General features: G+C 36.9%; 22 protein-coding genes. 19 read left to right on the forward strand and 3 right to left on the reverse strand.

Features of this window, described 5'->3' with window-relative positions; all coding sequences use genetic code 11:
• Positions 1-11: 11 nt before the first annotated feature.
• Both NXG61_RS07820 and NXG61_RS07825 read right to left on the reverse strand, forming a co-directional pair.
• The gene (locus tag NXG61_RS07820) at positions 12-656 is read right to left on the reverse strand and encodes an amino acid ABC transporter permease (RefSeq protein ID WP_196603686.1); all 645 of its coding nucleotides are present in this window, start codon (positions 654-656) and stop codon (positions 12-14) included.
• Positions 657-729: 73 nt separating this feature from the next.
• On the reverse strand, positions 730-1,254 hold the full coding sequence (locus tag NXG61_RS07825; protein WP_196603687.1) for a hypothetical protein: 525 nt from the start codon (positions 1,252-1,254) through the stop codon (positions 730-732).
• A 124-nt stretch (positions 1,255-1,378) separates the two neighbouring features.
• Between NXG61_RS07825 and NXG61_RS07830 the strand changes: the two genes are divergently transcribed.
• Positions 1,379-2,167 carry an amino acid ABC transporter substrate-binding protein gene (locus NXG61_RS07830; RefSeq protein ID WP_307224702.1) on the forward strand — a complete coding sequence of 263 codons (789 nt, stop codon included), beginning with the start codon at positions 1,379-1,381 and terminating at the stop codon, positions 2,165-2,167.
• A 150-nt stretch (positions 2,168-2,317) separates the two neighbouring features.
• Here the strand turns inward: NXG61_RS07830 and NXG61_RS07835 are convergent, their stop codons facing one another.
• The gene (locus NXG61_RS07835; protein ID WP_196603688.1) at positions 2,318-2,716 is read right to left on the reverse strand and encodes a nitrous oxide-stimulated promoter family protein; all 399 of its coding nucleotides are present in this window, start codon (positions 2,714-2,716) and stop codon (positions 2,318-2,320) included.
• Positions 2,717-2,856: 140 nt separating this feature from the next.
• Here NXG61_RS07835 and NXG61_RS07840 point away from each other — a divergent pair, with 140 nt between their 5' ends.
• From NXG61_RS07840 to wbaP, 18 genes are all read left to right on the forward strand, one after another.
• Positions 2,857-3,015, forward strand: a complete 159-nt coding sequence (locus NXG61_RS07840) for a hypothetical protein (protein ID WP_307224596.1) — start codon at positions 2,857-2,859, stop codon at positions 3,013-3,015.
• A 458-nt stretch (positions 3,016-3,473) separates the two neighbouring features.
• Complete coding sequence (locus NXG61_RS07845; RefSeq protein WP_307224594.1) at positions 3,474-4,238, forward strand: SDR family NAD(P)-dependent oxidoreductase; 765 nt, start codon at positions 3,474-3,476, stop codon at positions 4,236-4,238.
• Between the two features lie 186 nt (positions 4,239-4,424).
• The gene (gene hisD, locus NXG61_RS07850) at positions 4,425-5,696 is read left to right on the forward strand and encodes a histidinol dehydrogenase (RefSeq protein WP_307224592.1); all 1,272 of its coding nucleotides are present in this window, start codon (positions 4,425-4,427) and stop codon (positions 5,694-5,696) included.
• Positions 5,697-6,444: 748 nt separating this feature from the next.
• Positions 6,445-8,712 carry a glycosyltransferase family 2 protein gene (locus NXG61_RS07855; RefSeq protein WP_307224590.1) on the forward strand — a complete coding sequence of 756 codons (2,268 nt, stop codon included), beginning with the start codon at positions 6,445-6,447 and terminating at the stop codon, positions 8,710-8,712.
• A 66-nt stretch (positions 8,713-8,778) separates the two neighbouring features.
• On the forward strand, positions 8,779-9,996 hold the full coding sequence (locus tag NXG61_RS07860) for a hypothetical protein (protein ID WP_307224588.1): 1,218 nt from the start codon (positions 8,779-8,781) through the stop codon (positions 9,994-9,996).
• Positions 9,993-10,985 (forward strand): glycoside hydrolase family 5 protein, encoded by a 993-nt coding sequence (locus tag NXG61_RS07865; protein ID WP_307224587.1) that lies wholly within the window; start codon positions 9,993-9,995, stop codon positions 10,983-10,985. The genes NXG61_RS07860 and NXG61_RS07865 overlap by 4 nt, the downstream gene beginning before the upstream one ends.
• Before the next feature lie 21 nt (positions 10,986-11,006).
• Positions 11,007-12,710: a hypothetical protein gene (locus NXG61_RS07870; RefSeq protein ID WP_307224585.1), complete on the forward strand. Its 1,704-nt coding sequence runs from the start codon at positions 11,007-11,009 to the stop codon at positions 12,708-12,710.
• A gap of 37 nt (positions 12,711-12,747) precedes the next feature.
• Complete coding sequence (locus NXG61_RS07875) at positions 12,748-13,782, forward strand: mannose-1-phosphate guanylyltransferase (protein WP_307224583.1); 1,035 nt, start codon at positions 12,748-12,750, stop codon at positions 13,780-13,782.
• 271 nt (positions 13,783-14,053) lie between these two features.
• Positions 14,054-15,082, forward strand: coding sequence for an IS6 family transposase (locus NXG61_RS07880; protein ID WP_432748898.1), 1,029 nt, complete (start codon positions 14,054-14,056; stop codon positions 15,080-15,082).
• A 309-nt stretch (positions 15,083-15,391) separates the two neighbouring features.
• The gene (locus NXG61_RS07885; protein WP_307225404.1) at positions 15,392-16,453 is read left to right on the forward strand and encodes a methionine ABC transporter ATP-binding protein; all 1,062 of its coding nucleotides are present in this window, start codon (positions 15,392-15,394) and stop codon (positions 16,451-16,453) included.
• Positions 16,422-17,075: a methionine ABC transporter permease gene (locus NXG61_RS07890; RefSeq protein WP_307225388.1), complete on the forward strand. Its 654-nt coding sequence runs from the start codon at positions 16,422-16,424 to the stop codon at positions 17,073-17,075. Before NXG61_RS07885 ends, NXG61_RS07890 begins: the two co-directional genes overlap by 32 nt.
• Positions 17,076-17,146: 71 nt before the next feature.
• Positions 17,147-17,980, forward strand: a complete 834-nt coding sequence (locus NXG61_RS07895) for a MetQ/NlpA family ABC transporter substrate-binding protein (protein WP_307225389.1) — start codon at positions 17,147-17,149, stop codon at positions 17,978-17,980.
• 172 nt (positions 17,981-18,152) lie between these two features.
• The gene (locus tag NXG61_RS07900; RefSeq protein ID WP_307225390.1) at positions 18,153-19,751 is read left to right on the forward strand and encodes a DUF4127 family protein; all 1,599 of its coding nucleotides are present in this window, start codon (positions 18,153-18,155) and stop codon (positions 19,749-19,751) included.
• A 112-nt stretch (positions 19,752-19,863) separates the two neighbouring features.
• Positions 19,864-20,940, forward strand: a complete 1,077-nt coding sequence (locus NXG61_RS07905; RefSeq protein ID WP_307225391.1) for a glycosyltransferase family 9 protein — start codon at positions 19,864-19,866, stop codon at positions 20,938-20,940.
• 4 nt (positions 20,941-20,944) lie between these two features.
• Positions 20,945-21,979 carry a glycosyltransferase family 8 protein gene (locus tag NXG61_RS07910; protein ID WP_307225392.1) on the forward strand — a complete coding sequence of 345 codons (1,035 nt, stop codon included), beginning with the start codon at positions 20,945-20,947 and terminating at the stop codon, positions 21,977-21,979.
• Complete coding sequence (locus NXG61_RS07915; protein ID WP_307225393.1) at positions 21,976-22,980, forward strand: glycosyltransferase family 8 protein; 1,005 nt, start codon at positions 21,976-21,978, stop codon at positions 22,978-22,980. Before NXG61_RS07910 ends, NXG61_RS07915 begins: the two co-directional genes overlap by 4 nt.
• Before the next feature lie 27 nt (positions 22,981-23,007).
• On the forward strand, positions 23,008-24,255 hold the full coding sequence (locus NXG61_RS07920) for an O-antigen ligase family protein (RefSeq protein ID WP_432748899.1): 1,248 nt from the start codon (positions 23,008-23,010) through the stop codon (positions 24,253-24,255).
• 33 nt (positions 24,256-24,288) lie between these two features.
• Complete coding sequence (wbaP, locus tag NXG61_RS07925; protein WP_307225395.1) at positions 24,289-25,743, forward strand: undecaprenyl-phosphate galactose phosphotransferase WbaP; 1,455 nt, start codon at positions 24,289-24,291, stop codon at positions 25,741-25,743.
• Positions 25,744-25,750: the final 7 nt, after the last annotated feature.

The following is a 25,750-nucleotide window of genomic DNA, read 5'->3' on the forward strand; positions in this document are numbered from 1 at the left end:
ATTTTCCACGCCTATACCTCGTATTTTCCGTAATGTGCTTCAAGTCGTTTGAATATCCAGGTCAAAACAAAAGTCATAGCCAAGTAGAAAACAGCAGCAACGACAAACGGAGTCATATCAAATTCACGTTGAACTATAGTTCTGGCTACACGCAGTAAATCGTTCATTGCCAGAATATAGATCAGGGAAGTATCTTTTACCAGGTTGATGGTTTCATTGCTTATAGGCGGCAGAACGCGTCTTATCACCTGCGGCAGTATTATACGGCGCATTGTCTGAGTATAGCTCATGCCGAGTGTTTTTGCCGCCTCGTATTGCCCGCGGTTTATCGACTGGATGCCCGCTCGGAAAATTTCGGCAAAATATGCTGCGTAATTCAGTGTAAATGCCAATAAAGCAGCTGTAATATCAGATAATTTTATGCCGGCCATCGGCAGGGCAAAATAAACAAATAATAATTGAAGCATCAAAGGCGTACCGCGCATTATCCAGATATATAATTCCATGAACCAGCTGACTGGTTTCAGTCGCGAAAGCCTTGCCAGCGACACCAGCATGCCTATAGGAATGGATAAGACGAGTGTGATAAAAAATATCTGCAGCGTAGTTTCCGTACCCTCCAGCATTAAAGCGATTGTGTTGAGAATATTGTGCATAAATTTACTCCTGAAAGACTAGATTTTATGAGACTGCATAAATAAATGATGAATGAAAGCTGGGGTGCTGCGTTCAATAATGATTCTGAGCGATAACATTCTTCAATTCCTTTATTTCTCCCGGTGTCAGCTGATAGTTGATTTTTTTGTCAGCAGAGACTATGCTGATATTCTGCGCAATTTTTAAACTGTCAATTAGCGCATCAGATAAAATAAATTCAACTCTGGATGCAGTATGAACAATAGGGAAATTGGTTATATTGCGTGAAAAATATTTTGCCTTTGGGAAAAATGTCTGATCATCAACGATGAAACTTACGGATGAATCAACCGTGAAAAGATTCTGCCAGCCGCTGTTATATGCTGCGAATGAATAAAAGATCGGCGATCCGTCCATAGGAAAAAACTTCTGTATATATAAGGAAACAGCGGGATCACCGGGATGGATATAGCTGCCGGCTGCATAGGCTTCATGCAATTGATCATAATTTTGAACAAACTGCGCTTTGGCGGTAAGCGGACTTGTGGACAAGAATATCATAAAGACTATTGTAAATAAATAATTTTTTATATTTTCTCTTTCCTTTCGTAGTTTCACTTTGTAATTTTTTATTGCAATAAAGTAAAACGTAAATTATAATATAATTATTACGCGTAAAGCTTTATAAATCAAGTATTTTATACATTTTATTTTAGGGGGCCTTTTAGTGAAAAAATTTATAATGGTATGCTTGTCTGCTCTGACAGCGGCAGTTTTTTTGACCGGCTGCGGCGGAGAACAGCAGCCGTCTGCATCCTCATCCTCCGGCAGTGACAAAGGAGGAAAAATCGTCGTTGGACTTGATGATAATTATCCGCCCATGGGATTTAGGGATGAAAATAATGAAATAACGGGTTTTGATGTTGATTTGGCGAAAGAAGCCGCGGTACGATTAAAAAGAGACGTTGAATTTAAACCTATAGACTGGTCCAGTAAGGAAGCCGAACTCAAAAGCGGAAGAGTTGATGTGCTTTGGAACGGTTTGGATATAACGGAAGACCGTAAAAAGAATATGCTGTTCAGTAATCCATATATGGATAATAAACAAATAATATTTGTGGCAAAGGATTCACCAATAAAAGCACTGGATGATTTGAAGGGAAAAACTGTGGGAACACAGAGTGGCTCTACCGGAGAAGAAAATATTAACAAAGATCAGACTTTAAAAGATTCTTTTAAGGAAGTAAAAGCATATCCCGATTACATAGCTGCTTTTATGGACCTGGAAAACGGCAGAATAGATGCCATCGTTGGTGATGAAATAACCGGCAGATATTATATGAGTAAGCATCCCGATAAATTTGAAGCACGTGATTTGGCAGTCGGTGATGTGACAAGCTTTGGCATAGGTTTTGCCAAAGATAATACAGCATTGCGTGACGAAGTACAAAAGGTAATGGATGAAATGAAAGCAGATAGCACAATGGCAAAAATTTCTCAAAAATGGTTCGGCAAAGATATAACAAAATAATAAACAGCTTTTTGTTCTCCGTTTAAAAATAAAAGATTTGTATATAATAAAAGCTGCCTGACATAGTGGGCATATATATCATAGAAAAACCGCAGTACCGGCAATTTTATTGCTGATACTGCGGTTTTTTCCAGTTGAGAAACAACAATGCTATTTCTTTTGACCCTGCTTTTGCTTCATGTAAGCAAAGCCCCATTCTTTAAGCTTCTGTTTGATAAACATCATGGGATGACGGAAAAACATGCCTTTTCGTGATCCCTTCATGATTTTACGAAACTCGACCGTCTGCTTTTGCCCAAAACATGGGGTCTCACATATATGACAGAGAGGTTTGGTTATACCGTAAGGACACCGCTGGATTTTCGTCATAGCGGTCATCAGCAGAGCATTGCATTTTGGGCACAGTGCCTTGCCGCTTGTGCTGTGATGTCCGTGGCAATATACCCCGAAAGCCTTTCTGATAGTCTTTTTTTCTTCCGGCACAGTGTTTTTTATAGGAGCCGGTTGTTTGGCAGCGCGCTTATTGAAAAAGCGAGAAAAAATTCCCATTATATTCCCGTCCTTATTTAAAAAATGATTGCAGTGAACCTTGTTTATTTTACGTTGTATTATCTTTAAAGTCAATGCTTCTCAAAATAATACACAGCTATTTTCTTTCTTTAGATAATTTATATTAGGATGTTCTGTTTTTGTATAATATCAGTTTTATGTGCGGTGAACTTGATATTCATAAGATCTTTAATGCAATGAAGCGTAAAGAACGTCTTTGTGTAGGAATAATCTGTGTAAAGGATATGAATGTTAATGAATTGCAAGTTGCAGATTCAGCCAGCTGCAAAAAATTATAAAGTGCGTTTATATAGCCGATTTCATACAAATTTTAAATAAACTATGATAGGATATAAAAACATATATAAGTTTATGTGAAAAGAACAAAAATAAATATTTTTAACGGAAAAATGTATAGTTGACAGTTTGGGACAGAGGCATTATAATAAGCACATAAACAGCAACGGCGCCTATCCTTTTATTAACATAAGGATATGCGCTGTTTTTTATTTTTTGATAAATGAAATTATCATTAAACAGTAGAAATTATTTATTTAAATTATAAAATGCATTGCCTTAATTAAAGTAAATGAACTGCTGGGAGTGAGTCAAAACATTTATTTTCCAAGACAAGAAAGTTTGATCTGACCACATAGATTTGATTACTGCCGCATGGTCGGCATGGGCTTAAGGCTCCTGATACGAACAGTTTTATATCGGCGGATTTTTATAAAGGAAAATAACGGAGGTATACATAATGGCGGCAGCTTTATTCGATATCTCCGGCAAAATAGCTGTTGTTACAGGTGCAGGCAGAGGTCTGGGAAGGGGTTATGTCAAAGAACTGGCTCAGGCCGGAGCTGTTGTTATCTGCATAGGACGACATGAGGAAAGTCTCAGGACCGCAGTTCAGGAGATGACGGCTGAGGGAAATACGGCAGCATATTTTGCGGGTGATGTTACGGATGTTAATTTTATTGAAGAAGTCATGTCAAAAATATATTCGGCATATGGTGCGATCAATATCCTGGTGAATAATGCAGGAACGGAGATAGCAAAGCCGATCGAAATGGTTGCAGAAAGTGATTTTGACAAGATCGTTTCGGTAAATATCAAGGGTACATATATGATGGCTAAAGAAGCTGTAAAATATATGCGCCGCAGCAAATCAGGAAAAATAATAAATATCGCGTCACTGGGCAGCTTTATCGGACTTGCCGAGTCAACGGTCTACTGTGCTTCCAAAGGAGCCGTCGTACAGTTTACAAAGGCATTGGCACTGGAAACAGCCAAAGACGGGATCAGCGTAAATGCAATAGCACCTGGATATTTTTTGACGGAAATGACAGAAGAATTTTTTAAGGACAGGGAACACAGTGCATGGATATGCGAACGTATTCCTATGGGGCGCATAGGTACTTATAAAGATATTGCGGGTACATTGATATTTTTGGCGAGTAAGGCCAGTGATTATATAACAGGGCAGACCGTGGTCGTTGACGGCGGCTGGCTGGCAGGGTAAGGAGGCAGCGGATGAAGGCAGTACGATTTTACGATATAGGTGATGTGCGCGATGCGATGACGTCCGGTTGCAGGTGTTACGCATGAATTTCCCATGGATAAATGTAAAGCAGCTTTTGCGCTTTTGATGCAGCATGAAGAACTGGCGGCAAAGATAATTTTAAAACCATAGAAAAGAGATTGGAAAATGGAAATATTAAAACAGGCAGAACAAAAGACTTATGAACGCACTGCAGAACTTATAGAAAATGTGGGAGCCATAATAAAAAATGTCCGGCAGAACGGTGATGAAGCTTTAAAAGAGCTCAGCCGCAAATTTGATGGGATAGAGCTTGATGCTATACGTATAGCGCCGCAGCAGATAAAAGCAGCATATGATATGGTAAGCCCCGAAACAGTGGAATATCTCAAGTTTGCCGCAAAGCAGATCAAATTTTATGCTGAAAAACAAATGGGCTGCTTAAAGGAACTGGAAATATCCAGCAAGGTCGAAGGTGTGACATTAGGACACAGGCTGGTACCGGTAAAAGCCTGTGGAGCTTATGTGCCGGGGGGACGTTATCCGCTGCCCAGTACAGCGCTGATGTTATCAATACCGGCAAAAATAGCCGGAGTTGAAAGGATCGCTGCTGCAAGTCCGGCATCAAAAAAATATGGGACTATTCATCCGGCTGTGCTCGTAGCTATGGACATAGGCGGTGTCGATGAAATTTACTGTGTCGGCGGAGCTCAGGCGGTAGCGGCACTGACCTACGGCACTCAGACAATACCGCCGGTGGATATGATTGTCGGGCCGGGCAATCGTTTTGTTACCGAGGCAAAACGGCAGGTGCTCGGGGAAGTGGGAATCGATAGTCTGGCCGGGCCCAGTGAGGTGCTGGTGATAGCCGATGGTTCCACCAATCCTGACTATACGGCCATAGATCTTTTGGCACAAAGCGAGCATGATCCCAATGCCAAGGCAATTTTAATAACTACGGACAGAGGCTATGCCAAAAGGGTGGAAGAAAAAATAACCGGATTTGTGGAAGAGCTGCCTACAGGGCAGACTGCTTATAAATCATGGCAGGATAACGGAACTGTTATTCTGGCTGAAGACGAAACAGAAATGATCGCTTTGGCTGATGAAATGGCACCGGAACATCTTGAGATTCATACGAAGGACAGCGTTAAACTCAGCAAAAAGCTTAGAAATTATGGTTCGCTGTTTATCGGGGAATATACTCCTGTAGCCTTTGGCGATTACTGTTCGGGAACAAATCATACTTTGCCGACAATGCGTACTGCCCGATATTCCAACGGCGTTTATGTCGGAACTTTTATAAAAACTTCATTTTATCAGCATATAACAAAAGAAGGCTGCAAAAATCTGTCGGCTGCCTGTATGCATCTGGCTGAAACGGAAGGCCTTATGGCTCACCGGAAGTCTGTCGGCATACGAGTAAAGCAGGAGGACTGAATAATGGGAAAGCTGTTTACAATTCATAAAGAAACTGAATCCGCATCATACATGGGAATCTTCTTTTATGGCGCTGGGAGAGGCACTGAGAATGGCTTATAGGGATAATCCATGGAAAATAGTCGGTCATAATCCGTTTTATGCTGACGAGGGAACAGCTGATGCTTCGCTGATATAAAAAGGGTGCAGGCTGAATTTAAAAATTTTTGTTTAAAATAATAAGTTTCGGAACGAACGATTAAATCATAAGCCAGCCACAACCATCTAGCATTCGATAGGCGGTTTTTTGCTGCCGTCAAAGTTTATGAAACAACCGTCTTCTATTCAAAAGTGTTGACATTACAATTTTATTGTGATAAATTAATGGTGATTTCATAGGGAAATTGAAATATTATAGCGACTCAGGGAATGCAATAGAAATGTAAATATGTTTTTATTGCATTTTTATTTTTTTATAATAATAATCTTATATTATATGCAACTTTATAAACAATACTACAGTATTTAAAAAGAATTTTGTTATAAATTTTCTAATACAATATATATTCGCATATATGTTAAATAATTTGAACACAATAAATCTGATTGTTTTATATTTCAAATGTTAAAATAAAAAAGTGGATTTTAAGTCGATATAATCTAAAATTAATATCTGATAAATTTATAATATATGTACTCTGCGGGGAAAAATTTATTTAGCTGCATACTGTTGCATATCTTTTTAAATAAAATTTATGATGATACTGTTTTGAATAAATTAGCAGATGAATTATTTAGAGGAGATACACTTATGCTATTTGGTGAAGAACTGATTAAAGATGGATATATTGACGAATCGCACTTAGCGCGGGCGTTAGAATATCAAAAGCAAAATAAATGCATGCTTGGGCAAGCTTTGATAGATTTGGGAATCCTAGAAGAAAAACAAATAGTCGACTTTTATGGTAAAAAACATTTTGGTACTTCAGGGAATAAACTTGTCAGAGATAATATAATAACATCTAAACAACTCGCCGATGCTTTAGATTATCAACGAGTGAATGGTGGGCGGTTAGGCGATATTTTAACTAACCTAGGTTATGCTGATATTAATACAATAAAAAACTTCTATAGTGATTATAATAGTTCATCGGGGAAGTCCATGAAAATTGGAGAAATATTTCTGGCGCAGGGGCTTATTACTAATAAACAATTAGCGGAGGCTATAAGTTTTCAAGAAAAAAGTGGCGGACAATTAGGTGAAATTTTAGTTTATCTCAAATATATAAAAGAAGATACGCTATATCGTGTTTTAGCAACACAAATGAATGTAGGACGAACGGGAAGCACGATAAATCTTTTTGATTCTAAGCGATTACCCTATGAAATAGCCTTTAAATACAAGACAGTAATTATAAATACGGACAAAAATATACATACGCTGGCTGTTATGAAAATTTTAGATGATAATGCCTTAACTGAAATAAAAATATATCTTAATAAATCACTCGAGCAGGTTTTAGTTTCTGCGAGAGAATTGGAATCATATTGGCAAAAGATTTATTTCAATGAAGATGTAGAGGAAAGTGTATATAAATTATTTAATGATCAACCGGGAAACTCTGCATTTATAACTATTTCAAAATGGCAAAAAATAGTAGGAAGTATTGTTATTATTGTATTATTTTTCTGCGTTTTTGTTGACTATTCGCAAACTATGATATTTGTAAATATAATTTTACAAATAATATATGCACTTTTTACTATGTTAAAAATGTATATATTATGGCGAGGCGTAAGAAACCGTGATCATTTAAAATATACGGAAGAGCAAATAGATAACATAGATGAACGAAATTTACCTGTTTATACTATATTAGTTCCGGTTTATAAAGAGGCTGCTATTATAAAATACATGGTGGAACGCCTGGATTCAATAAACTATCCCAAATATAAATTGGATATACGCATATTACTTGAAGAAGATGACTATGAAACTATAACCGCATTAAAGAAATTGCATTTACCAAACTATTACACATTATTGATAATTCCAGATACACAGCCTAAAACTAAACCTAAAGCTTGTAATTATGGACTTATCAATGCAAGAGGGAAATATGTTGTTATATATGACGCGGAAGATATTCCTGATAGGGATCAACTAAAAAAAGTTTATTTGGCATTTAAAGAATTACCAGAAGACTATGTTTGTATACAGGCAAAACTCAATTATTTTAACAGTAAACAAAATTTGCTCACGAGATGGTTTACACAGGAATATAGCTCGTGGTTCAATATATTGCTTTTAGGAATTATGACAATGGATGTGCCTATTCCGTTAGGCGGGACATCCAATCACTTTAAATATAATTTTTTGCGAGACATTGGTGCTTGGGATCCATTTAATGTGACAGAAGATGCGGATTTAGGGGTAAGATTATATAAAAAAAATTATCATACAGCAGTTTTGGATTCATATACATTGGAAGAAGCAAATTCCAACGTAGGAAATTGGATCAGACAACGTTCGAGATGGATAAAAGGCTATATGCAAACATGGCTAGTTCATATGCGAAATCCCATTTCTTTATACAGGGAGTTGGGAATGAGAGGGTTTATCGGATATCAATCAATGATTTTGGGAACACCGCTTTTACCCCTACTGAACCCCTTCCTCTGGCTGACATTTGTAATTTGGATTATATTAAATCCTCCTGTAATTGAACATGCTTTTCCAAATGCACTTTATTATATTGCGTTTGTACAATTGTTTGTTGGTAATTTAGTATTTATTTATTCAAATATCCTGGGAGTGTACATGATTGCAAGAGATGATGAAATTAAAGGAATCATTTATATTCCCTATTCAGTAATATATGCAGGTCTGTTATTGCCAATATATTGGATATTCATGAGTATAGCTGCATATAAAGCTCTGTTTCAATTATTCTATAAACCCTTTTACTGGGAAAAAACAAATCATGGGTTGACAGATCAAACAAATATACAGCCAATAAATATAAAAAGAGAGTGATCCTTTGAGATATTTGTAAAATCGATATATCTAATTAGTTAATCGATTTATGGGGTGATAAATATTGTGTTAAATTATAAAAATAATATTGTGCAAAAAAATATATATGGAAATAGTTATCTGTTAATAATATTAATAATATTAATAATAGCAATTTTTGCCAGTGAAATAATATATGGACTTTTACTAATGGAAAGAGAATATTTCCCGAATGAAGCGTACGCAATAACAGCAATTGCTGATAAAACTATGCAAATGTCACATTTTTCATTCGAAGGTATTATACTTAATTTACATCCATTATTAGTTTTATTAGAAATCCCAATTTTGTGGATTTTATCTTTTTTCCCGGTTGTTTTATCGAAAAATATTTCCGGCATAATAGTAGCTTCATTTTTTTCAACGGTGAGTGCAGCTTATCTATTTTATAAATTTAAAAATTTCAACACAGGAATTTTTAATGCGTTATTTTTAACTCTTTTATTTATATTGAATCCATTCCTTTTTCATTATGGTGCTATAGGAGTAGATGTAAGTTTTTTTAGTACTATTCTTTTAATATGTTCCGGTGAATTTTCTGATTGGCTTCTTTATCGAAAAACCAGTAGCTTAGTCATTATTGCATTGGCAATGGTAATTTGTCTTTTTAATAATTACGAAATTATTATTATTGCTTGCATACAGGCAATAATGATTGCCTATAGTGGATTATTTATGATAGATCCTTTATTTCCATTTAAGAATAAAGCACTTATGACAAAAATAAACTATACCGTCTCTACTTTAGTAGTGGTATTATTACCCTTTGTTTATACTATTTTTATAATGTTCTTACAAGGGGGGATTTTTTGGAATACCCCTTTTTATTTTGTGCATGTCATTAAAGATACGATAGAAATCACCAGTATAAGTGCACCCGCGGAGATTTCGGAGCTTATGAGAAGTTATTACTCATCCTTTGGATATGTGGTGAAAATGTCAGTACCATTTTTAATAATTTTCGGAGCTATAACTTTTATGCGCATTTGCGTATTGCAGATAGTAAGAAAAGATTATCTTTTGTTACTATTTTTTATTTTTATGATTATTATTTTTAATACATTAGGATTCAAGGCTGGTCTTTTTTCAGATAGACTATATAATTTTTATTATATTTTTCCCATATGTGCCGGATGGATACCGTATGAAATTAATCAACTACCGTATAAAGCAAAAAGATACGGTGTGGTTTTTTTTATGATGGCATTTATAATATGCGGATTTTTGATGAGGAGCATTTTATGAAAGTAAAAATTAGGCTGATAGGAATTATATTATGTGTAAGTATGATTTTTCCTGAAATTGCTGATGCTGATATTCCTTTCAAAAGAGGGATAAATCTTGCCAATGCACTTGAAGCTCCGAAGGGGGACTATTGGGGGGTTACAATTGAGAATAAATACTTCACAAAGATAAAAGAAGAAGGCTTTGATTGTGTGCGTATACCTATTCGTTTTTCAGATTATACCGAAAATAAAAATGGACAAGTGACATTAGAAAAAGATTTTATGCAAATGCTTGATAATCATATAAACAGTGCTTTAAATGAAGGCCTTTATGTAATAATAGATTTCCAAAATTTTAATGAATTTATGGATTCTCCTGAGAGATATGGAACAGCATTTATTGCGATTTGGGAACAGTTAGCACTCCATTATAAAAATTATTCGCCTAAACTCATCTTTGAATTATTGAACGAACCACATAATAAACTGCAGGGTGAGATTTGGAATAAATATTTATCTAGCGCCATAATGACAATTAGAAAAACAAATAAGCAAAGATATATAGTGGTAGATGCAGATTCATACGATTCAGTTGACGGTCTTAATAATTTGATCTTACCAGATGATAAATATCTATTGGCAACATTTCATTATTATGAACCATATGATTTTACATATCAGTCAAACGAATATTTAGGCGAGCAATATGCAAAAATTTCTAATATAAAATGGACTGGTAGCCGAGCGGAAGAAAAATATTTGAGAGAGAGATTGACACTAGCCAAAACATGGGCAAATAAAAACAATATTTCTATTTTTCTTGGTGAGTTTGGTGCAAATAACAATGTTAATTCAGAAATGAGAGCTGTATGGACTAAGACAGTGCGTGAAGTGGCCGAAAATTTGGATATTCCTTGGATATACTGGGATTTCGGAGGGCAATTTGCTGCATATGATATACAAAAAAATCAATGGAAAAACTTCATAACAGAAGCTTTATTCCGCTAATTAATTGGAGGTTATAGTTTTATGAAATCCTCGAAAAAAAATATTTTAATATATATTAATACATTTTTTTATTATTTTTTCTTTTTGCAGCCGGTGTATGCTGATACAGCTATAGATGTTCCCAATCAGGTATATAATACGGTGGAGAATGCTAAAAATGACTATAATATTTTTGAACAAAAAGAACAAGAGCAAGAATATGTAAAAAAAGCTGCTGAATATATAATAATGGCTGAAAAGGAATTGGAAAGAGCTAAACAGTCTAATCTCGATGCAAGGGATCGTTTGGTGCGAGATCAAAAATGGCTGGAAGAAGCGGTGCAAGACAAACAAAATGCAGTCAATGAATTTGCACGTGTCAAAGAAATAGGTGCGACTAATGACGTAATAGAGGAAAAAGAAAAGGAGGTTTATAAGGCGGATGATAATTTGCAGCGTGCCGCTAAGGAAATGGAACTTGCCAAAAAAGATAAAAATTTAGCAGAAGAATATATTCCTATAGCGCAGGCTAATTTGGAAAAAGCGACAAAACAACGGGATGATTTATTTTATAAAATAAATCATCCCGTTGCATCGACCTCTTTTATAACGGGTTTTAAATATTATAATTGGGATAATGGAAATGAGACGCATGGTTTTCAATTTATTCAACCAATGAATTATAGTTATTATTTAAATGGCACTTATTTAGGAATTTATACAAATCACGTAATAACAAAAAATAGCATCGCGGGAACAAGCGGTACGGCAAATACTATGACCGATACGAAAATCTATTTCAAAAAAAGTTTAATAAGAAAAAAATATACTACAGAATATTCTGTTGATCTTAATTTACCCACGGGTGAATATTCACTTAACGGCAAAGAAGCTTCATCACGCGTGGGCGATGATCTGGCAGAAATTGATAAATATGGAGAAGGTTTCCAAGTAAAACCGGGAATTGACTTTAAAAGAAGATTGAATCGTAAAGAAACAGTAATGGCCGGAACAAGCTATCTCATGCGCACTCCATATGACGAGATATCAGATAAGATGCTTAATTTATCCGTTTTAAAAAATTATTTGACCAATAATATTTTACCTGATGAGGATGGTATAGCTACAACAACTGGAAAAATTCATCCCGGAAATGAATGGAATAAATTTTTCCGTTACCAATACGCAACTGGTGAAAGGCAATTTATTGCCGATATTATCAATACTACTTATGGGCGCTCTTTTTATGATAATGGCATTTCCTATCAATCGAAAAGTGAATGGAAATTTCGTTTGACAAACAATCAAAAAATAGCCAGAAATCAAGAATTATTAACATATTTTTGGACTAATGTGCAGGGAACAGACTATTATTCGACGCAGGTTAGTAAGAGTGAGCCGGTATATTTTTATGGTGCAAAATGGGAATTTATTATAAATCCCAGGCAAAAATTAAGATTATCTGCCGATGTTATGCAAACAAGTGGTTCGCGTTACAGCGGACTATTGGATGGATATGATTTTGGTTATCCAGATTATATATATAATGAAGTAGCTGGCAGAAGAAAGTATTCATTAGGAATAGGTTATGATATAGCAATTAATAAAACCAGCTCATTGCACATTGATTTAAAAAAATATTATATGAAAGATGGTATTTCTACTATAAATCAGATAGACTCTGATTATTCTGCCCAAAATTATAAGGGTTATGGAATTTTTATGTTATTTGACAAACAATTGTAAATCATAGTTGAGCATATTAAGGTAGGTGTGATACATTTTGAAAATAATAATTTTAGCAGGAGGAAATGGATCTCGATTATTTCCTCTTTCAAATGATAATAGTCCAAAGCAATTTTTAAAGATTAATTCCAAAAAGTCTTTACTGGCAGAAACTATAAATAGATTTTCTGATATTGTTGTTCCAAAAGATATAATTGTTGTTACGGCTGAAAGATATGCAAATTTTGTAAAAGAGGAAGCTGCTATATGCAATGCAGAAGAAATACATATTATTACTGAACCAATTAAAAAAAATACAGCACCGGCAATAATATTGGCAGCAAAATATTGCCAGGAAATTTTAAAATGCCCTGAAGATGAAATCTTATTCATATCCCCGTCTGATCATATTATTCAACCTCAAAGTGCATTTAATCAGGCTGTATTAAAAGCAGTGGAATATGCTTCAAAAGGTAGTTTTGTCACTTTCGGTATTCAACCAAATAAACCGGAAACCGGATATGGTTATATTGAGATTGGGCAAAATTTGAATGGAGTCTATACAATAAAGGCATTTAAAGAAAAACCAGATTTATTAACTGCCGAAAATTATCTGCTTAGCGGTAAATATTTTTGGAACTCTGGTATGTTTGCATTTACATGTAAAACTTATTTTAGCGAAATCTCTCACTATCTTCCTGAAATAAAAGGAATTTTAAACAATAATTATATAGGAATTCTAAATAATTTTGCGAGAATGCCAAATCTTTCCATAGATTATGCAGTAGCCGAGAAATCAAAATTAGGAATGATGATTCCATTGTCATTATATTGGAATGATGTTGGGTCATGGGATTCTGTATATGATATTTTACCAAAAGATGAAAATGGAAATGTCAGCAGTGGACCTGCCATAACAATTGATTGCAATAATAATTTGTTCTTCTGTCCTCAGAATATTATTGCAAGTATTGGTATAAATGACATTATTGTTGTTGCTGATAAGGACGTTATATTATTGGCACATAAAGGTGAAGGTCAAAGTATACGTAAATTAGCAAAGAAATTTGAAAATAAAAATTATAAAGCATAATTTATGTAATCTAGAAAAATAATGAGAAAGGCTTACGTTAGTTGCTTACAGAGTAGTCAAGAAATCTTCACTCCCTAGTGTAAAATATTTTCCGTACTTTAACAATTGTAGGACGGTAAAGATTATTACTAATTTAATGTAAACTATTTAATAAATCTCCCTCCATTAGTAATAAGACGTTTTGTTAACTTAAATGAAAATTGAGGCACCGAACCTTTCAATGGTACAATGTTTCTGCTAGAAAACACACCAATCGAAAGGACGATGCCTCATGCAGAAAATTATACCGATTGTATGCCCTAAATGCAACAATAATCACCATTTCCATAAGTTTGGCAAAGATAAATTCGGTAATCAAAAATATCGCTGCCTTGCTTGTAAACATCAATTTGCACCAGATGTTCTCCCCAGGGTCAGAGGTAAAAAGTATCCTCCTTGCCCTATGTGTGGAAAATCGTCTTTCTTGCATCACGATTATCGTGATTATTCTAACTTTCGTTGCTCTGATAAAAAATGTAATCATTCATTTTTTCAACCAAAATCAACCGCTACTTTGCCACCTTCTGTTTCTAAACTTTTTGGTAAATCCGATTTATCACGCATGCGTCATCCAGTTCATTTAATCATCACTGTTTTAACTCTTTTTTTCATAGGCAAAAGCTCTACTCGTAACATTTCTCTCATTCTTTATCAGCTCTACAGCATCAGGCTTTCTCATGTTAGTGTTGCTGAGTGGTGCAAAAAATTCGCTCCGCTTTTTGATAATATTTCTTTAAAGCTCATACCTTCTATGAATTTCAATTCTGATGAATGGCATGCTGACGAAACAGTGGTTAAAATTGCTGGAAAGAAATACTACATCTGGTTCATCATCGATAGTGAAACCCGCTTTGTTCTTGGTTTTCATCTTTCACCACATCGTTCTTCTCCTCAGGCACATGCTTTATTTCAGCATGTTTCCCCTTTAGGTAATCCCAATGCCATTGTTAGCGATCGCTATAGTGCCTACAAGATTCCTACTAAGTGCTACTTTCCTCATGCTAAACACATTCGTGTCGAGAGCTTTAAGGACGATATTAGCAACAATCTTATCGAAGCTTTTAACAACCGTTTCAAGGCTTGGTATAAAACCAAACGTGGCTTTCATTCTTTTCACTCTGCTAATGCTACTATTTCTGTTTTTGTCTTCTTTTTCAACTTCATGCGCCCTCATACTGGTCTTAATCATTTAACTCCTGCTCAAGTTGCCGGAGCTAACTATAATCCCAATATGAAAAACTTGTTTTCTTTAGCAAGTTGATAAAATTTAGTGCTTTTCTACAGAAACATTAGCTATCTTTTCATTTTTGCTTAACAGAGCCTAATAAGATCAGCAATAGACATTAATGTATTTCGTAAAAATAAACTCCCCACAAATTTTATATGAATCTTATTTAAATGCTCATTAATATACACCAGATTTTGGGGTTTTATGCTATTAAAATTCTGTGCAGCCGTGATATCCGGAATGGTGAATGGAGCATACGTCCTGCATTGACAGAGAGCCTTTTTTATGATAAACAATGTATATTATAAGAATATTTATTTTGAGAAAGGAAAGTGTAAATATATGATAAAGCTTTCCCATATAAAGAAAGTGTATGATACACCGTCAGGATCACTGCAGGCATTGAAAGATATCAGTCTTACTGTAGAGGATGGTGACATTTATGGTATTATTGGGCTTTCGGGAGCGGGAAAATCAACTCTGGTTCGCTGTATCAATATGCTGGAGAGACCGACAGAGGGAACTGTGGAGATAGACGGGCAGGATCTGACCAAAATGAATGAGGCACAGCTTCGCTCAGTGCGTAAGAATATCGGTATGATATTCCAGCAGTTCAATCTGCTTTCCTCAGCCACAGTATATGAAAATGTTGCTTTTCCTCTGAAACTTTCGGGTATGGCAAAAAAAGATATTGAAAAAAAAGTAATGCCTTTGCTGAAATTGGTAGGATTGGAGCAAAAAGCCAGACAGTATCCTTCGCAGCTTTCCGGAGGGCAGAAGCAGCGCGTAGGAATAGCCCGGGCACTGGCAAGCGATCCGTCTATTCTTTTGTGCGATGAGGCAACATCGGCGCTTGACCCTCAGACCACGCAGTCTATACTCAGACTGATCAAAAAGATAAATGAAGAGCTGGGAATAACCGTTGTGATAATTACTCATGAAATGCAGGTCATAAAAGATATCTGTACTAAAGTGGCAGTGATCGATCATGGTGTGATAGCTGAAAAAGGTTCTGTAATAGAAGTATTTATGAATCCTCAGCAGGCAATAACTCATGAATTCATAAGCGTTCTGCTCAGTGATGAATTACCGAGTGCCTTCAGACAGCAGACTGTTTCAGCTGAACCCGTTGAGGATGGATATCTTCTGCTGCGTCTGACTTTTCTTGGTGAGTCGGCGGATGAGCCCGTGATCATGCAGCTTATAAAAAATGCTCCAAATGTGGATGTGAGCATACTGTTCGGCGATTTGGACCAAATACAAACGGTACCTTACGGACGTATGATAATAGGTCTGAAGGGAGATGCGCAGAAAGTGAAGGAAGCAGAGAAATGGCTGGGAGAACAAGACGTAAAAGTAGGGGTGATAGGCTATGTCAAGCGACATGACGCTGCTGTTGATTAAGTCATTGGGACAAACATTGTATATGGTATCTATATCAATGATTATCGCGGCTGTTATCGGCATACCTCTGGGGATTTTGCTGGTTACTACGGCGAAGGGACAGATTTTGGAGTGTATTGCCTTTAACCGTATCATAGCGGGGCTTGTCAATGCTGTACGCTCCATACCGTTTATAATTCTGATGGTAGCCATCATACCTTTCACCCGCAGTATAGTAGGCACTTCAATAGGTACGACGGCGGCTATGGTCCCGCTCACACTGGCAGCTATTCCTTTTATCGGCAGACAGGTGGAAAACTCTATAAAGGAAGTTCCGTACGGGCTGATAGAAGCGGCGCTGTCTCTCGGAGCGACACCTTTGCAGATAATAAAGCATGTCCTTTTGCCGGAGGCCTTGTCCAGCATCATTTCACAGCTGACAACAGTTGTCATCGGGCTTATCGGTGCTTCTGCCATGGCGGGGACCATCGGCGGCGGCGGTGTGGGGGATCTGGCCATACGCTACGGATATCAGCGCTTTCGTCCTGACATCATGCTTATTACTGTTATAATACTGGTTGTCGTGGTGCAGCTTGTGCAATTCATCGGCAACTATATAGCGGCAAGATTAAATAAAAAATAACATTGCAGATCAATGTATAATGAAGTACAATAAATATCAAAATACTTATGATTGGCAGGGGGAGGACTTTTATGAAAAAGTTATTGTTTATTATATCAGCTCTTGTAATGATGCTGTTTGCTTTTACGGGCTGCGGAGCAAATAAAGATCAGGCAGCAGACAATTCATCATCGGGCAGTACTGAAAAGACAGTATTAAAGATAGGGGCCACGCCGGTACCGCATGCGGAAATACTTGAACAGGTCAAAGATGATCTGGCAAAAGAGGGAATCGATCTGCAGATTCAGGAGTTCAACGATTATGTGCAGCCCAATATGGCCCTTAATGACAAAGAGCTGGACGCAAATTTTTTCCAGCATACACCGTACCTGGAAAACTTTGATGCCGAACATAATATGACTCTTGTAAGTGCGGCTGGAATCCATATTGAACCAATGGGTCTTTATTCTCATAAAATAAAGAAGCTGGATGAACTTAAAAATGACGCGCAGATAGCTATCCCCAACGACCCCACAAACGGCGGACGTGCGCTGCTCCTGCTGCAGCAGGCAAACCTGATCAAGCTGAAGGACGGTGTGGGTGTAAAAGCTACAGTGCAGGATATTGTCGATAATCCGAAAAATATTAAAATCCAGGAAATCGAAGCCGCACAATTGCCCCGTTCGCTCGACGACGTAGACGCGGCCGTGATCAATACGAATTTTGCTGTGCAGGCCAGTCTGACACCGACTAAAGATGCTTTGGTGATCGAAGATGCTTCATCTCCGTATGCGAATATAATTGCTGTAAGAAAGGGCGATGAAAACCGTCCGGAAATAAAGAAACTTATTACAGCACTCCAATCCGAAAAAATTAAAAAATTCATTGCAGATAAATATAAGGGCGCTATAATCCCTGCATTTTGAAAGCAGTGACCGTTTTTATTATCATGCATGTCTTTTGAAAACCTCCCTCAGGGGAGGTTTTTTTATTGGCAAAGTAGAAATATAATATAATCTAAATATATAGATCAGGCCATAGAATATATTTGTTAAGAATTTTCAGCTGGTTTATATAATATTCGGGGGAGTGTGAACATTGAATTATATAAAAATCTTTATTACCTTATTTGCAGTGCTTTGCGGCGGAATATTCAACGGAACAGCTTTGGCACAGTTTAATCAGACTATATTGTTTGTGCCGCATGACAATCGGCCGATTTCTTTTATGCAGACAGTCAGCAACATCCGGGCGTTGGGGTATAATGTCATAACTCCGCCGGAAAACTTGCTCGGCAATCGCGATGATCTTGGACATCCGGATGCTTTGGCAAAATGGGTCAGTGAAAATGCAGAGAAAGCAGATTTTGCTGTTCTGTCTGCTGATTCTCTTGTTTATGGCAGCCTTGTAGCTTCACGCAAGCATGATATACCTGCGGATGTGCTGCAGCAAAGAGCTGCTGCGTCTTTTGCCGAGCTGCACCAAAAATATCCATATCTGCCAATTTATGTTTTCGGTTCGATCATGCGCACACCGCAGACGAGTGCCGCATCCTCCGAAGAACCGGAGTATTATAGGCTTTATGGTACGATGATCGCCAGATATACTGCACTCCTTGACAAACGGGAAAAAGACGGACTTAAAGGCGGGGAACGACAGGAACTGGCAAATCTGGAAAAATCAATACCGCAGACTGCGATAAATGACTGGATGGCGCGCCGTGCGGGTAACTTTGAAGTGAATAAATATCTGATCACATTGACACAGAACAAGGATATATCATATCTTGTTCTGGGCTGCGATGACAATGCACCATATTCACAAACAGATAAGGAACGCCGTGAACTTGACAAATATGCCGGCCAGCTGGAGGCGGATAAATATCAATCCGTCGCAGGACTGGATGAGCTGGGAATGATTCTTCTGACACGTGCTGTCAATGAACTTGAAGGAGATATCCCCTTTGTAAATGTACATTATGCGGAAGGCAGGGGGGCGGATACTATCCCTGCGTACTCCAATGAGCCGATAAAAGATTCTGTCAGAACACATATAAAACTGGCGGGCGGGCTGCAGGTGAATACCGCTAAGAGAGCTGATCTTGTGCTTTTGCTGAATACTGATAAAAATGGCATCACCTATGCAGCAAACGATCCCGGCAATACGACCGAGCTGAGAGCAAATACAGCATCCTTTGCGGATATGGCGGGAAAATATCTGAAAGAAGAAAAAAATGTGGGAATCGCCGATATTGATTTTGGCAACGGGTCGGATAATGCTCTCATGAACCTTCTCTGGCAGAGAGGTTATCTGCCGAAACTTAAAGCTTACGCAGGCTGGAATACGCCGACCAACAGCAGCGGCTATGCTATCGGACTGGGGATGCTTTCTTCCTATACGAACCAGCAGAATACAATAAAGATGCTGATACCGCGCTATCTGGACGAATGGCTTTATCAGGCAAATATCCGCCAGCAGGTTGCCAATAAACTGGGCAGCTTTAAAGGCGAGGGAGATTATGGTGATACGAAAACACGCAATGCACAGGCGCAGGAATATGCTACCGAATTGATGCGTCAGGATATCATAAAGTACGGGCTGGATAAACTTCCCGGTGAGGCAGCTCTGGACAGAGCTGAAGTGAGATTTCCATGGCACCGTTTGTTTGAAGCCGAGGTAATAATACCAGAAAAGTAAAATCTCTGAGAAAATAGATTGTTGTAGATTGCAAAGTATAGTACACTTTGTAAAGTATCTCGTAAAAAATAGAAAAGTATATAATCTAATAAAGAGAGAAATTAATATCACGATGGATAAGGTGACAAAAAAGCCGGTCTACAAAAATATATTGGTGCTGAACCTGCGTAAAATAGGCGATACCATTATGGCAACTTCTGCAGCATATCTTTTGAAAAAAGCTTACCCAGAGGCCAGACTCACCATGCTGGTGAAACCGCTCACGCGGTCAATAGCAGAAAATAATCCTGTTATTGATCAGGTTTTGTTTTATGATTACTCACACAAAGCAAAGCTGAGGGACATAAAAAAAATCATGCAGAAAATAAAAAAAGAAGGATTCGATCTGGCTGTGGTGATAGACAACAAACCTCGTTCAGCATTGCTGGCCTGGCTGTCAGGTGTACCGCACCGTCTGGGTTTTGAAAAGGTAACCCTGCGCAATATTTATCTGAAACTTTTTTATACAAAAATTTATGATATCGACTATGATTTTGGGAATACGCAACAGGTAAAAAACCATGAAATCTTTATAAATAGAATAACGGGCAGGAACGATAAGGCAAAAATGATACTTCCTGACCTGCCGGCTGGCAGCAGGGAAAAAATCGATAAAATGCTTTCTGCACTTCCTGCCGGCAAGCTTAAAATTGCCTTGTGCATGCGAAGCGGTACTCCGTTCAAGGATTGGCCTATGGCAGATTTTGCAAAAGTCGTACACGGACTTGCCGAAAAATATGATGCTGTATTTTATGTAACAGGCTCAAGTGGTGACAGCTCTTATGCGGAGAAATTTATAAAGAACAGCAAATATAGTGTTTGGAACTTTTGCGGTCAGACAAACCTGCCGGAACTTGGCTGCCTCTTACGGCAGTCAGATCTCCTTTTATCGGTGGATACAGGAACGGCGCATTTAGCAGCCGCGGCTGCTATACCTGAGGTCGTCATTTTTGCAGGAACTTCACACCGCCATTGGGCACCATACGGTGATAAAGTGAGCTGCCTGTATCCGGATATAGAATGCTATCCATGCAGCGATGAAACGAGGCGGCAGTGCACGGAGTACAGATGTTTGACGGCTGTACAGCCTGAGCAAGTATTGCGGGCATGTGAAATGATGCTTGAAAATAATACGGATATGGAAAAGTGATACGATGTTCGAAAATGCGGTAAAACAAAAGAATTTTATACAGTGCAGCAATGATTTTCCTTCAAGGAAGGCCAATCTTCATATTGCCTTTGGGATAAGTGCCGATTTTACATATCCTGTCGGTGTTTTGATGACTTCGCTTTTAGAGAACAATGCAAAACTTAAAATTGCTTTTCATGTATTCGCGGATAACAAAATTTCTCATGAGGAGTATGAAAAATATAGGCGGCTGGCAAAAAAATACAATACCTGCATTACCTTTTATGAAATAGATAACAGTGTCTTTGCGGGACTCGACGATAGGGAATTTACTATTGCCGCATATTATCGCTTTATTATCCCTCATCAATTAAAAGATGAAGCAAGCTGTTTTTTATATCTGGATGCGGATATTACCTGTTTGAATGTGCTGACTCCCTTTTTGGATATTGACTTAACAGATTTTGTGGCCTGCGTAGTAGAGGATTTTAGCTTGGACGGAAGCGGGAGTCCCATACTTGTGCAGAAAAAGGATGAACGCTATTTTAACAGCGGTATGATGTATATTAATATTCATAAATGGCTCGACGAAAAAATATCCGAAAAATGCATGGAACTTCTCCGCGAAGTCAATGAAAAGCCTGAAGCCAAAAAAAAATACGGTTATGAATTTCGCTGCTTTGATCAGGATGCACTTAATATTATTTTAAAAAATAAAGTAAAATATCTGCAGCCGCATTATAATTTTTTGACAAATATAAGCTTGAAAAAAAATGAAAAACTGGGGAAAATACCGGAGAATGTGATTCTGCTGCACTATCATGGTTTTAATAAACCATGGCATGAATGGTGTTTTCATCCTTTAGCCGGATATTTTCGCAAATATTGGAAAATGTCACCGTGGGCTGATACCTCTTTGGTTAAAAAACCCAGAAAGTATCGGCAGATGCGGCTGTATGCAAGATATTTCTTCAAAAAAAAAGAACTCTTTACAGCGGGGTATTGGCTTTTAAAATCTATAAGCAAAAAATATCATAAAGGAAAGAGCAAAGATAGATGAATAAATCGGATATATCGGTATTATTTTGGCAAACAGTAAAAGAGCAAAGAAACTTTTCCTTTATAAAAAATAAGAAAAACTCTGTGATGCATATAGCATACGGATTGGATAACAATGCTGCCCGCATGGCCGGAGCATCCATTGCATCTGTTTGCAAAAACAACAACGGCGCAAATATGGTATTCAGTCTCTTGTGCACTGATATATCAAAAGGAAATATTGATAAATTTGCAATCCTTGCTCAGAGATTTGATATAGATATAAATATATATTTTTTAGATATGACAACTACACTGCTAAAAAATTTGGCTACTGATGCGATATTTCCGCTGCCTATCTGGTTTAGGATATTTTTGCCGTATATCTTTGGTAAGGACAGAATTCTTTATTTGGATACGGATGTTATTTGTGTCGGCGAAATCGCAGAATTGTTTACATTGGATATGCATAAAGCCATAGTTGGTGTTATACCAGATTTTGAACCTGTGCGTCTAAAAAGAACACAGGAATTGAAGCTGAAAGACCATCTGTATTTTAACAGCGGAGTCATGCTTATAGATGCAGAAAAGTGGTTAGGAAATCGGATAACGGAGCTATTGCTGCAAGTAATAAATGAGCATAAAAAGCTTTTGGATCAGGATATTTTGAACTTAGTATTTTCCAAAAAACCACATTTCTATCTGGATGAGATGTATAACAGCATAGGCTTGTGGTGTGAACCGGACAATATCATAAAAGATAGGCTGCCGCAAATAAAATTAATTCATTTTGCCAACCATCCGAAACCATGGAATATACTCTGGCAATATGAAAAACGTCCATACATGGAAAATATCTATAAGGATTATGAAAAACTTTCACCTTGGAAGGGAACTCCTTTGGAAATGCCGCGGATATACCATCACAAAAGATGGTATGCTGAGATTTTAAGAAATGACGGAAAGCTCAAAGAGGCCTTATACTGGTATTGGCAGTATATAAGAGGAAAATATAACTTCTAAAATAAATCTGGATGGGAATTATATTTAATGGGGAAAATGAATAACTTTTCTGTAAATGAAAAATTTGATAAACTAATATATGTATGTCTGATATTATTTACACTGACTTTTTATATGGATATACCTATTAATTTTATAGTATTGGCATTTGGGCTGGGACTTGTAAAAATCATTTTTATACGTACTGAAATCAGATTTAATTCCAAGCACATACAGTTCATTCTGTTCTTTTTACTCATGATATTACTATCAGTAATATTTAACAGTGAACAATCTTTTGGAACGGGGATCAAGGCATATAAGTCTATGTACATAAGTCCATTGACGGGAATATTTTTGGCATGTTTTTTTAAATTCAGCAAACGTCGGGCAATAGTGCTTTTATCCTGTTTTGCTGCTGTCTTATTTGTAAATGCCTTTACTGCGATTGTACAGGCTTTTTATGGGATATCTATAGAAGATCGTGTGATAGGGTTTTTCAATGACAAGATGCTGCTGGCAGCTGCTCATATGCTTATTCTGCCAGCGACATTAGCAGTCCTTGTTTTTACTGAAAAACTGCCTACCCAATTGAGCTGTTTTTATCTTGCAACAATCCTGATTAATATACCTGCGGTAATATTGGCCAATACCAGGATAGTGTGGATTGGGTTGTCAATAGTTTATTCATTGATTTTATGTATTGGTATAAAAGATAAGATGAAAATAGCAGCGGGCATATTTGCTATGTTTATAATTGCTGCTGTAGTAATATATGCTAATCCAATATCGCAAAATAGACTAGATTCTATTACTAATTTATCAATAAACCAGCAGACAGGATATCAATCCAATAGAGAGCGACTATTGATGTGGCAGTCTGCATGGCAGATGTTTCAGGATTATCCTGCTTTTGGGGTTGGAGTCAATAATTTCTATCAGCAATATAGGGATAAATATAAAGAGCCGACCGCTGTTGAGACACCCTGGCATGCCCATAACCTTATATTAAATTCACTGGCAGAAACAGGTGCTGTGGGAAGTGTAGGACTGATAGTTCTCTTTATTTATTTGTATTATGATGTCATACGAACGTGGCGAAAGGATAAAAGCTTGGCTGCGGCAGTTTACTTTTTTTCGCTTTTCACCTTTAGTATTAATTTCTTGACAGATGTTTTATTCTGCGGACATTATTTAAAAATGCCGACGTATATTTTTTGGTTGATTACGGGAATATATTTATCTTTCAATAAATATATAGACATAGAGATCAAAAACGATAATCATAATAAGTGAGCTTTAAAAATTGTAAAAATGTGAGTGCATACTATGAAATGCGAAAAGCTGAAAACTAATAAAATAGATGATACTGTACCATATATGATGCCTTTTTTATTGTTGGGGACGGACTATCTGGCAATTTTGACAGCACAGAAAATTGCTATGTATTTACGCCAGCATATACGTGTATTTTCCATTTATTATTCTATGCCGGATGTTCCAAATATGTATTTCTATTTTCTGGTACCAATCGTGTTTATTGCATTTCTTTATAATTCACATATATATGTAAATAGAATGCCTTTTTGGGAAGTAATACAGAAGATATTTTATGCAGTCGTTTTGAGTATGATGGTTTGCATAATGTTAATGTACTTTGGGCATATTGCAGGTGGAGTATCAAGATTATATGTAGCATTATCAGGAATGACTGCATTTGCTTTTTTGTGCATATTTCGTTATATATTAAAAAAAATATTATTCAAATTTAATATACTTTCAGAACCTATAATAATAATAGGCGCAGGTAAAACGGCTGAACTTGTTGTGCGACAGTTTAGTAATGATACCGGATTTGGTGTAAAAGTAGTTGGTTTCATTGATGATTCACCTGTATCAGATGATCTTCCTAAACAGTATCCTGTCTTGGGTAAGTTTTCTGAGGCTGAGTCGATAATAAAAGAAACAGGAGTTAAGACGATAATTATTGCGGCTCCAGGATTGGAAAAGTACAAGCTGCTTGAATTGGTTGATAAAATACAGCCGTTGGTAAAAGACTTGTCATTTGTACCAGATCTAATTGGAATACCGGTTGGCAATATAGAAATACAGAGACTTTATGATGCAAAAATAATGATGCTTAGAGTCAGCAATAATATGTCCAGATGGTATAATAAACTTTTGAAGAGGACTTCTGATGTTTTGTTTGGAAATATAATTTTTATCTTGTTTGTACCTGTTTTACTTATTATCGCAATTGCAATAAAAAAAGATTCTGACGGTACTGTTTTTTATAATGCAAAGCGCATAGGGAAAAATGATAAGGAATTCACTTGCTATAAGTTTCGTACGATGTATGAGGATGCCGATGATATCCTGCGAAAATATTTGCAGGAAAATCCCGTGGTACTAAATGAGTGGAAGACATACCGTAAAATAAAGGGATATGATCCCAGAGTGACAAAGGTAGGGCGATGGCTCAGAAAATATAGTCTTGATGAATTACCGCAAATCATAAACGTAATAAAGGGAGATATGAGCATTGTAGGACCTAGGCCTTATCTGCCAACTGAAAGACAATCAATGGGGAATCATCTGAATACTATAAAGGAAAATTTGCCGGGAATAACAGGCTTGTGGCAAGTTAGTGGAAGAAATGAAGTATCTTTCACGGACAGGTTGCTCATGGACACATGGTACATACAAAATTGGTCTATTTGGATAGATATAGTATTGATATATAAAACTGTATTTGTAGTTTTATATAAAAAGGGAGCATATTGAATAGGGG

It is taken from the genome of Pectinatus haikarae, assembly GCF_050916305.1.
GTDB classification, from domain to species: Bacteria; Bacillota; Negativicutes; order Selenomonadales; family Selenomonadaceae; genus Pectinatus; species Pectinatus haikarae.

Excerpts from the sequence above, each read along its gene's own strand:
- NXG61_RS07820 (WP_196603686.1), bottom strand. The coding sequence starts at position 656 with ATGCACAATATTCTCAACACAATCGCTTTAATGCTGGAGGGTACGGAA.
- NXG61_RS07830 (WP_307224702.1), top strand. The coding sequence starts at position 1,379 with ATGGTATGCTTGTCTGCTCTGACAGCGGCAGTTTTTTTGACCGGCTGC.
- NXG61_RS07835 (WP_196603688.1), bottom strand. The coding sequence starts at position 2,716 with ATGGGAATTTTTTCTCGCTTTTTCAATAAGCGCGCTGCCAAACAACCG.
- NXG61_RS07845 (WP_307224594.1), top strand. The coding sequence starts at position 3,474 with ATGGCGGCAGCTTTATTCGATATCTCCGGCAAAATAGCTGTTGTTACA.
- hisD (WP_307224592.1), top strand. The coding sequence starts at position 4,425 with ATGGAAATATTAAAACAGGCAGAACAAAAGACTTATGAACGCACTGCA.
- NXG61_RS07865 (WP_307224587.1), top strand. The coding sequence starts at position 9,993 with ATGAAAGTAAAAATTAGGCTGATAGGAATTATATTATGTGTAAGTATG.
- NXG61_RS07870 (WP_307224585.1), top strand. The coding sequence starts at position 11,007 with ATGAAATCCTCGAAAAAAAATATTTTAATATATATTAATACATTTTTT.
- NXG61_RS07880 (WP_432748898.1), top strand. The coding sequence starts at position 14,054 with ATGCAGAAAATTATACCGATTGTATGCCCTAAATGCAACAATAATCAC.
- NXG61_RS07885 (WP_307225404.1), top strand. The coding sequence starts at position 15,392 with ATGATAAAGCTTTCCCATATAAAGAAAGTGTATGATACACCGTCAGGA.
- NXG61_RS07890 (WP_307225388.1), top strand. The coding sequence starts at position 16,422 with ATGTCAAGCGACATGACGCTGCTGTTGATTAAGTCATTGGGACAAACA.
- NXG61_RS07895 (WP_307225389.1), top strand. The coding sequence starts at position 17,147 with ATGAAAAAGTTATTGTTTATTATATCAGCTCTTGTAATGATGCTGTTT.
- NXG61_RS07905 (WP_307225391.1), top strand. The coding sequence starts at position 19,864 with ATGGATAAGGTGACAAAAAAGCCGGTCTACAAAAATATATTGGTGCTG.
- NXG61_RS07910 (WP_307225392.1), top strand. The coding sequence starts at position 20,945 with ATGTTCGAAAATGCGGTAAAACAAAAGAATTTTATACAGTGCAGCAAT.
- NXG61_RS07915 (WP_307225393.1), top strand. The coding sequence starts at position 21,976 with ATGAATAAATCGGATATATCGGTATTATTTTGGCAAACAGTAAAAGAG.
- NXG61_RS07920 (WP_432748899.1), top strand. The coding sequence starts at position 23,008 with ATGGGGAAAATGAATAACTTTTCTGTAAATGAAAAATTTGATAAACTA.
- wbaP (WP_307225395.1), top strand. The coding sequence starts at position 24,289 with ATGAAATGCGAAAAGCTGAAAACTAATAAAATAGATGATACTGTACCA.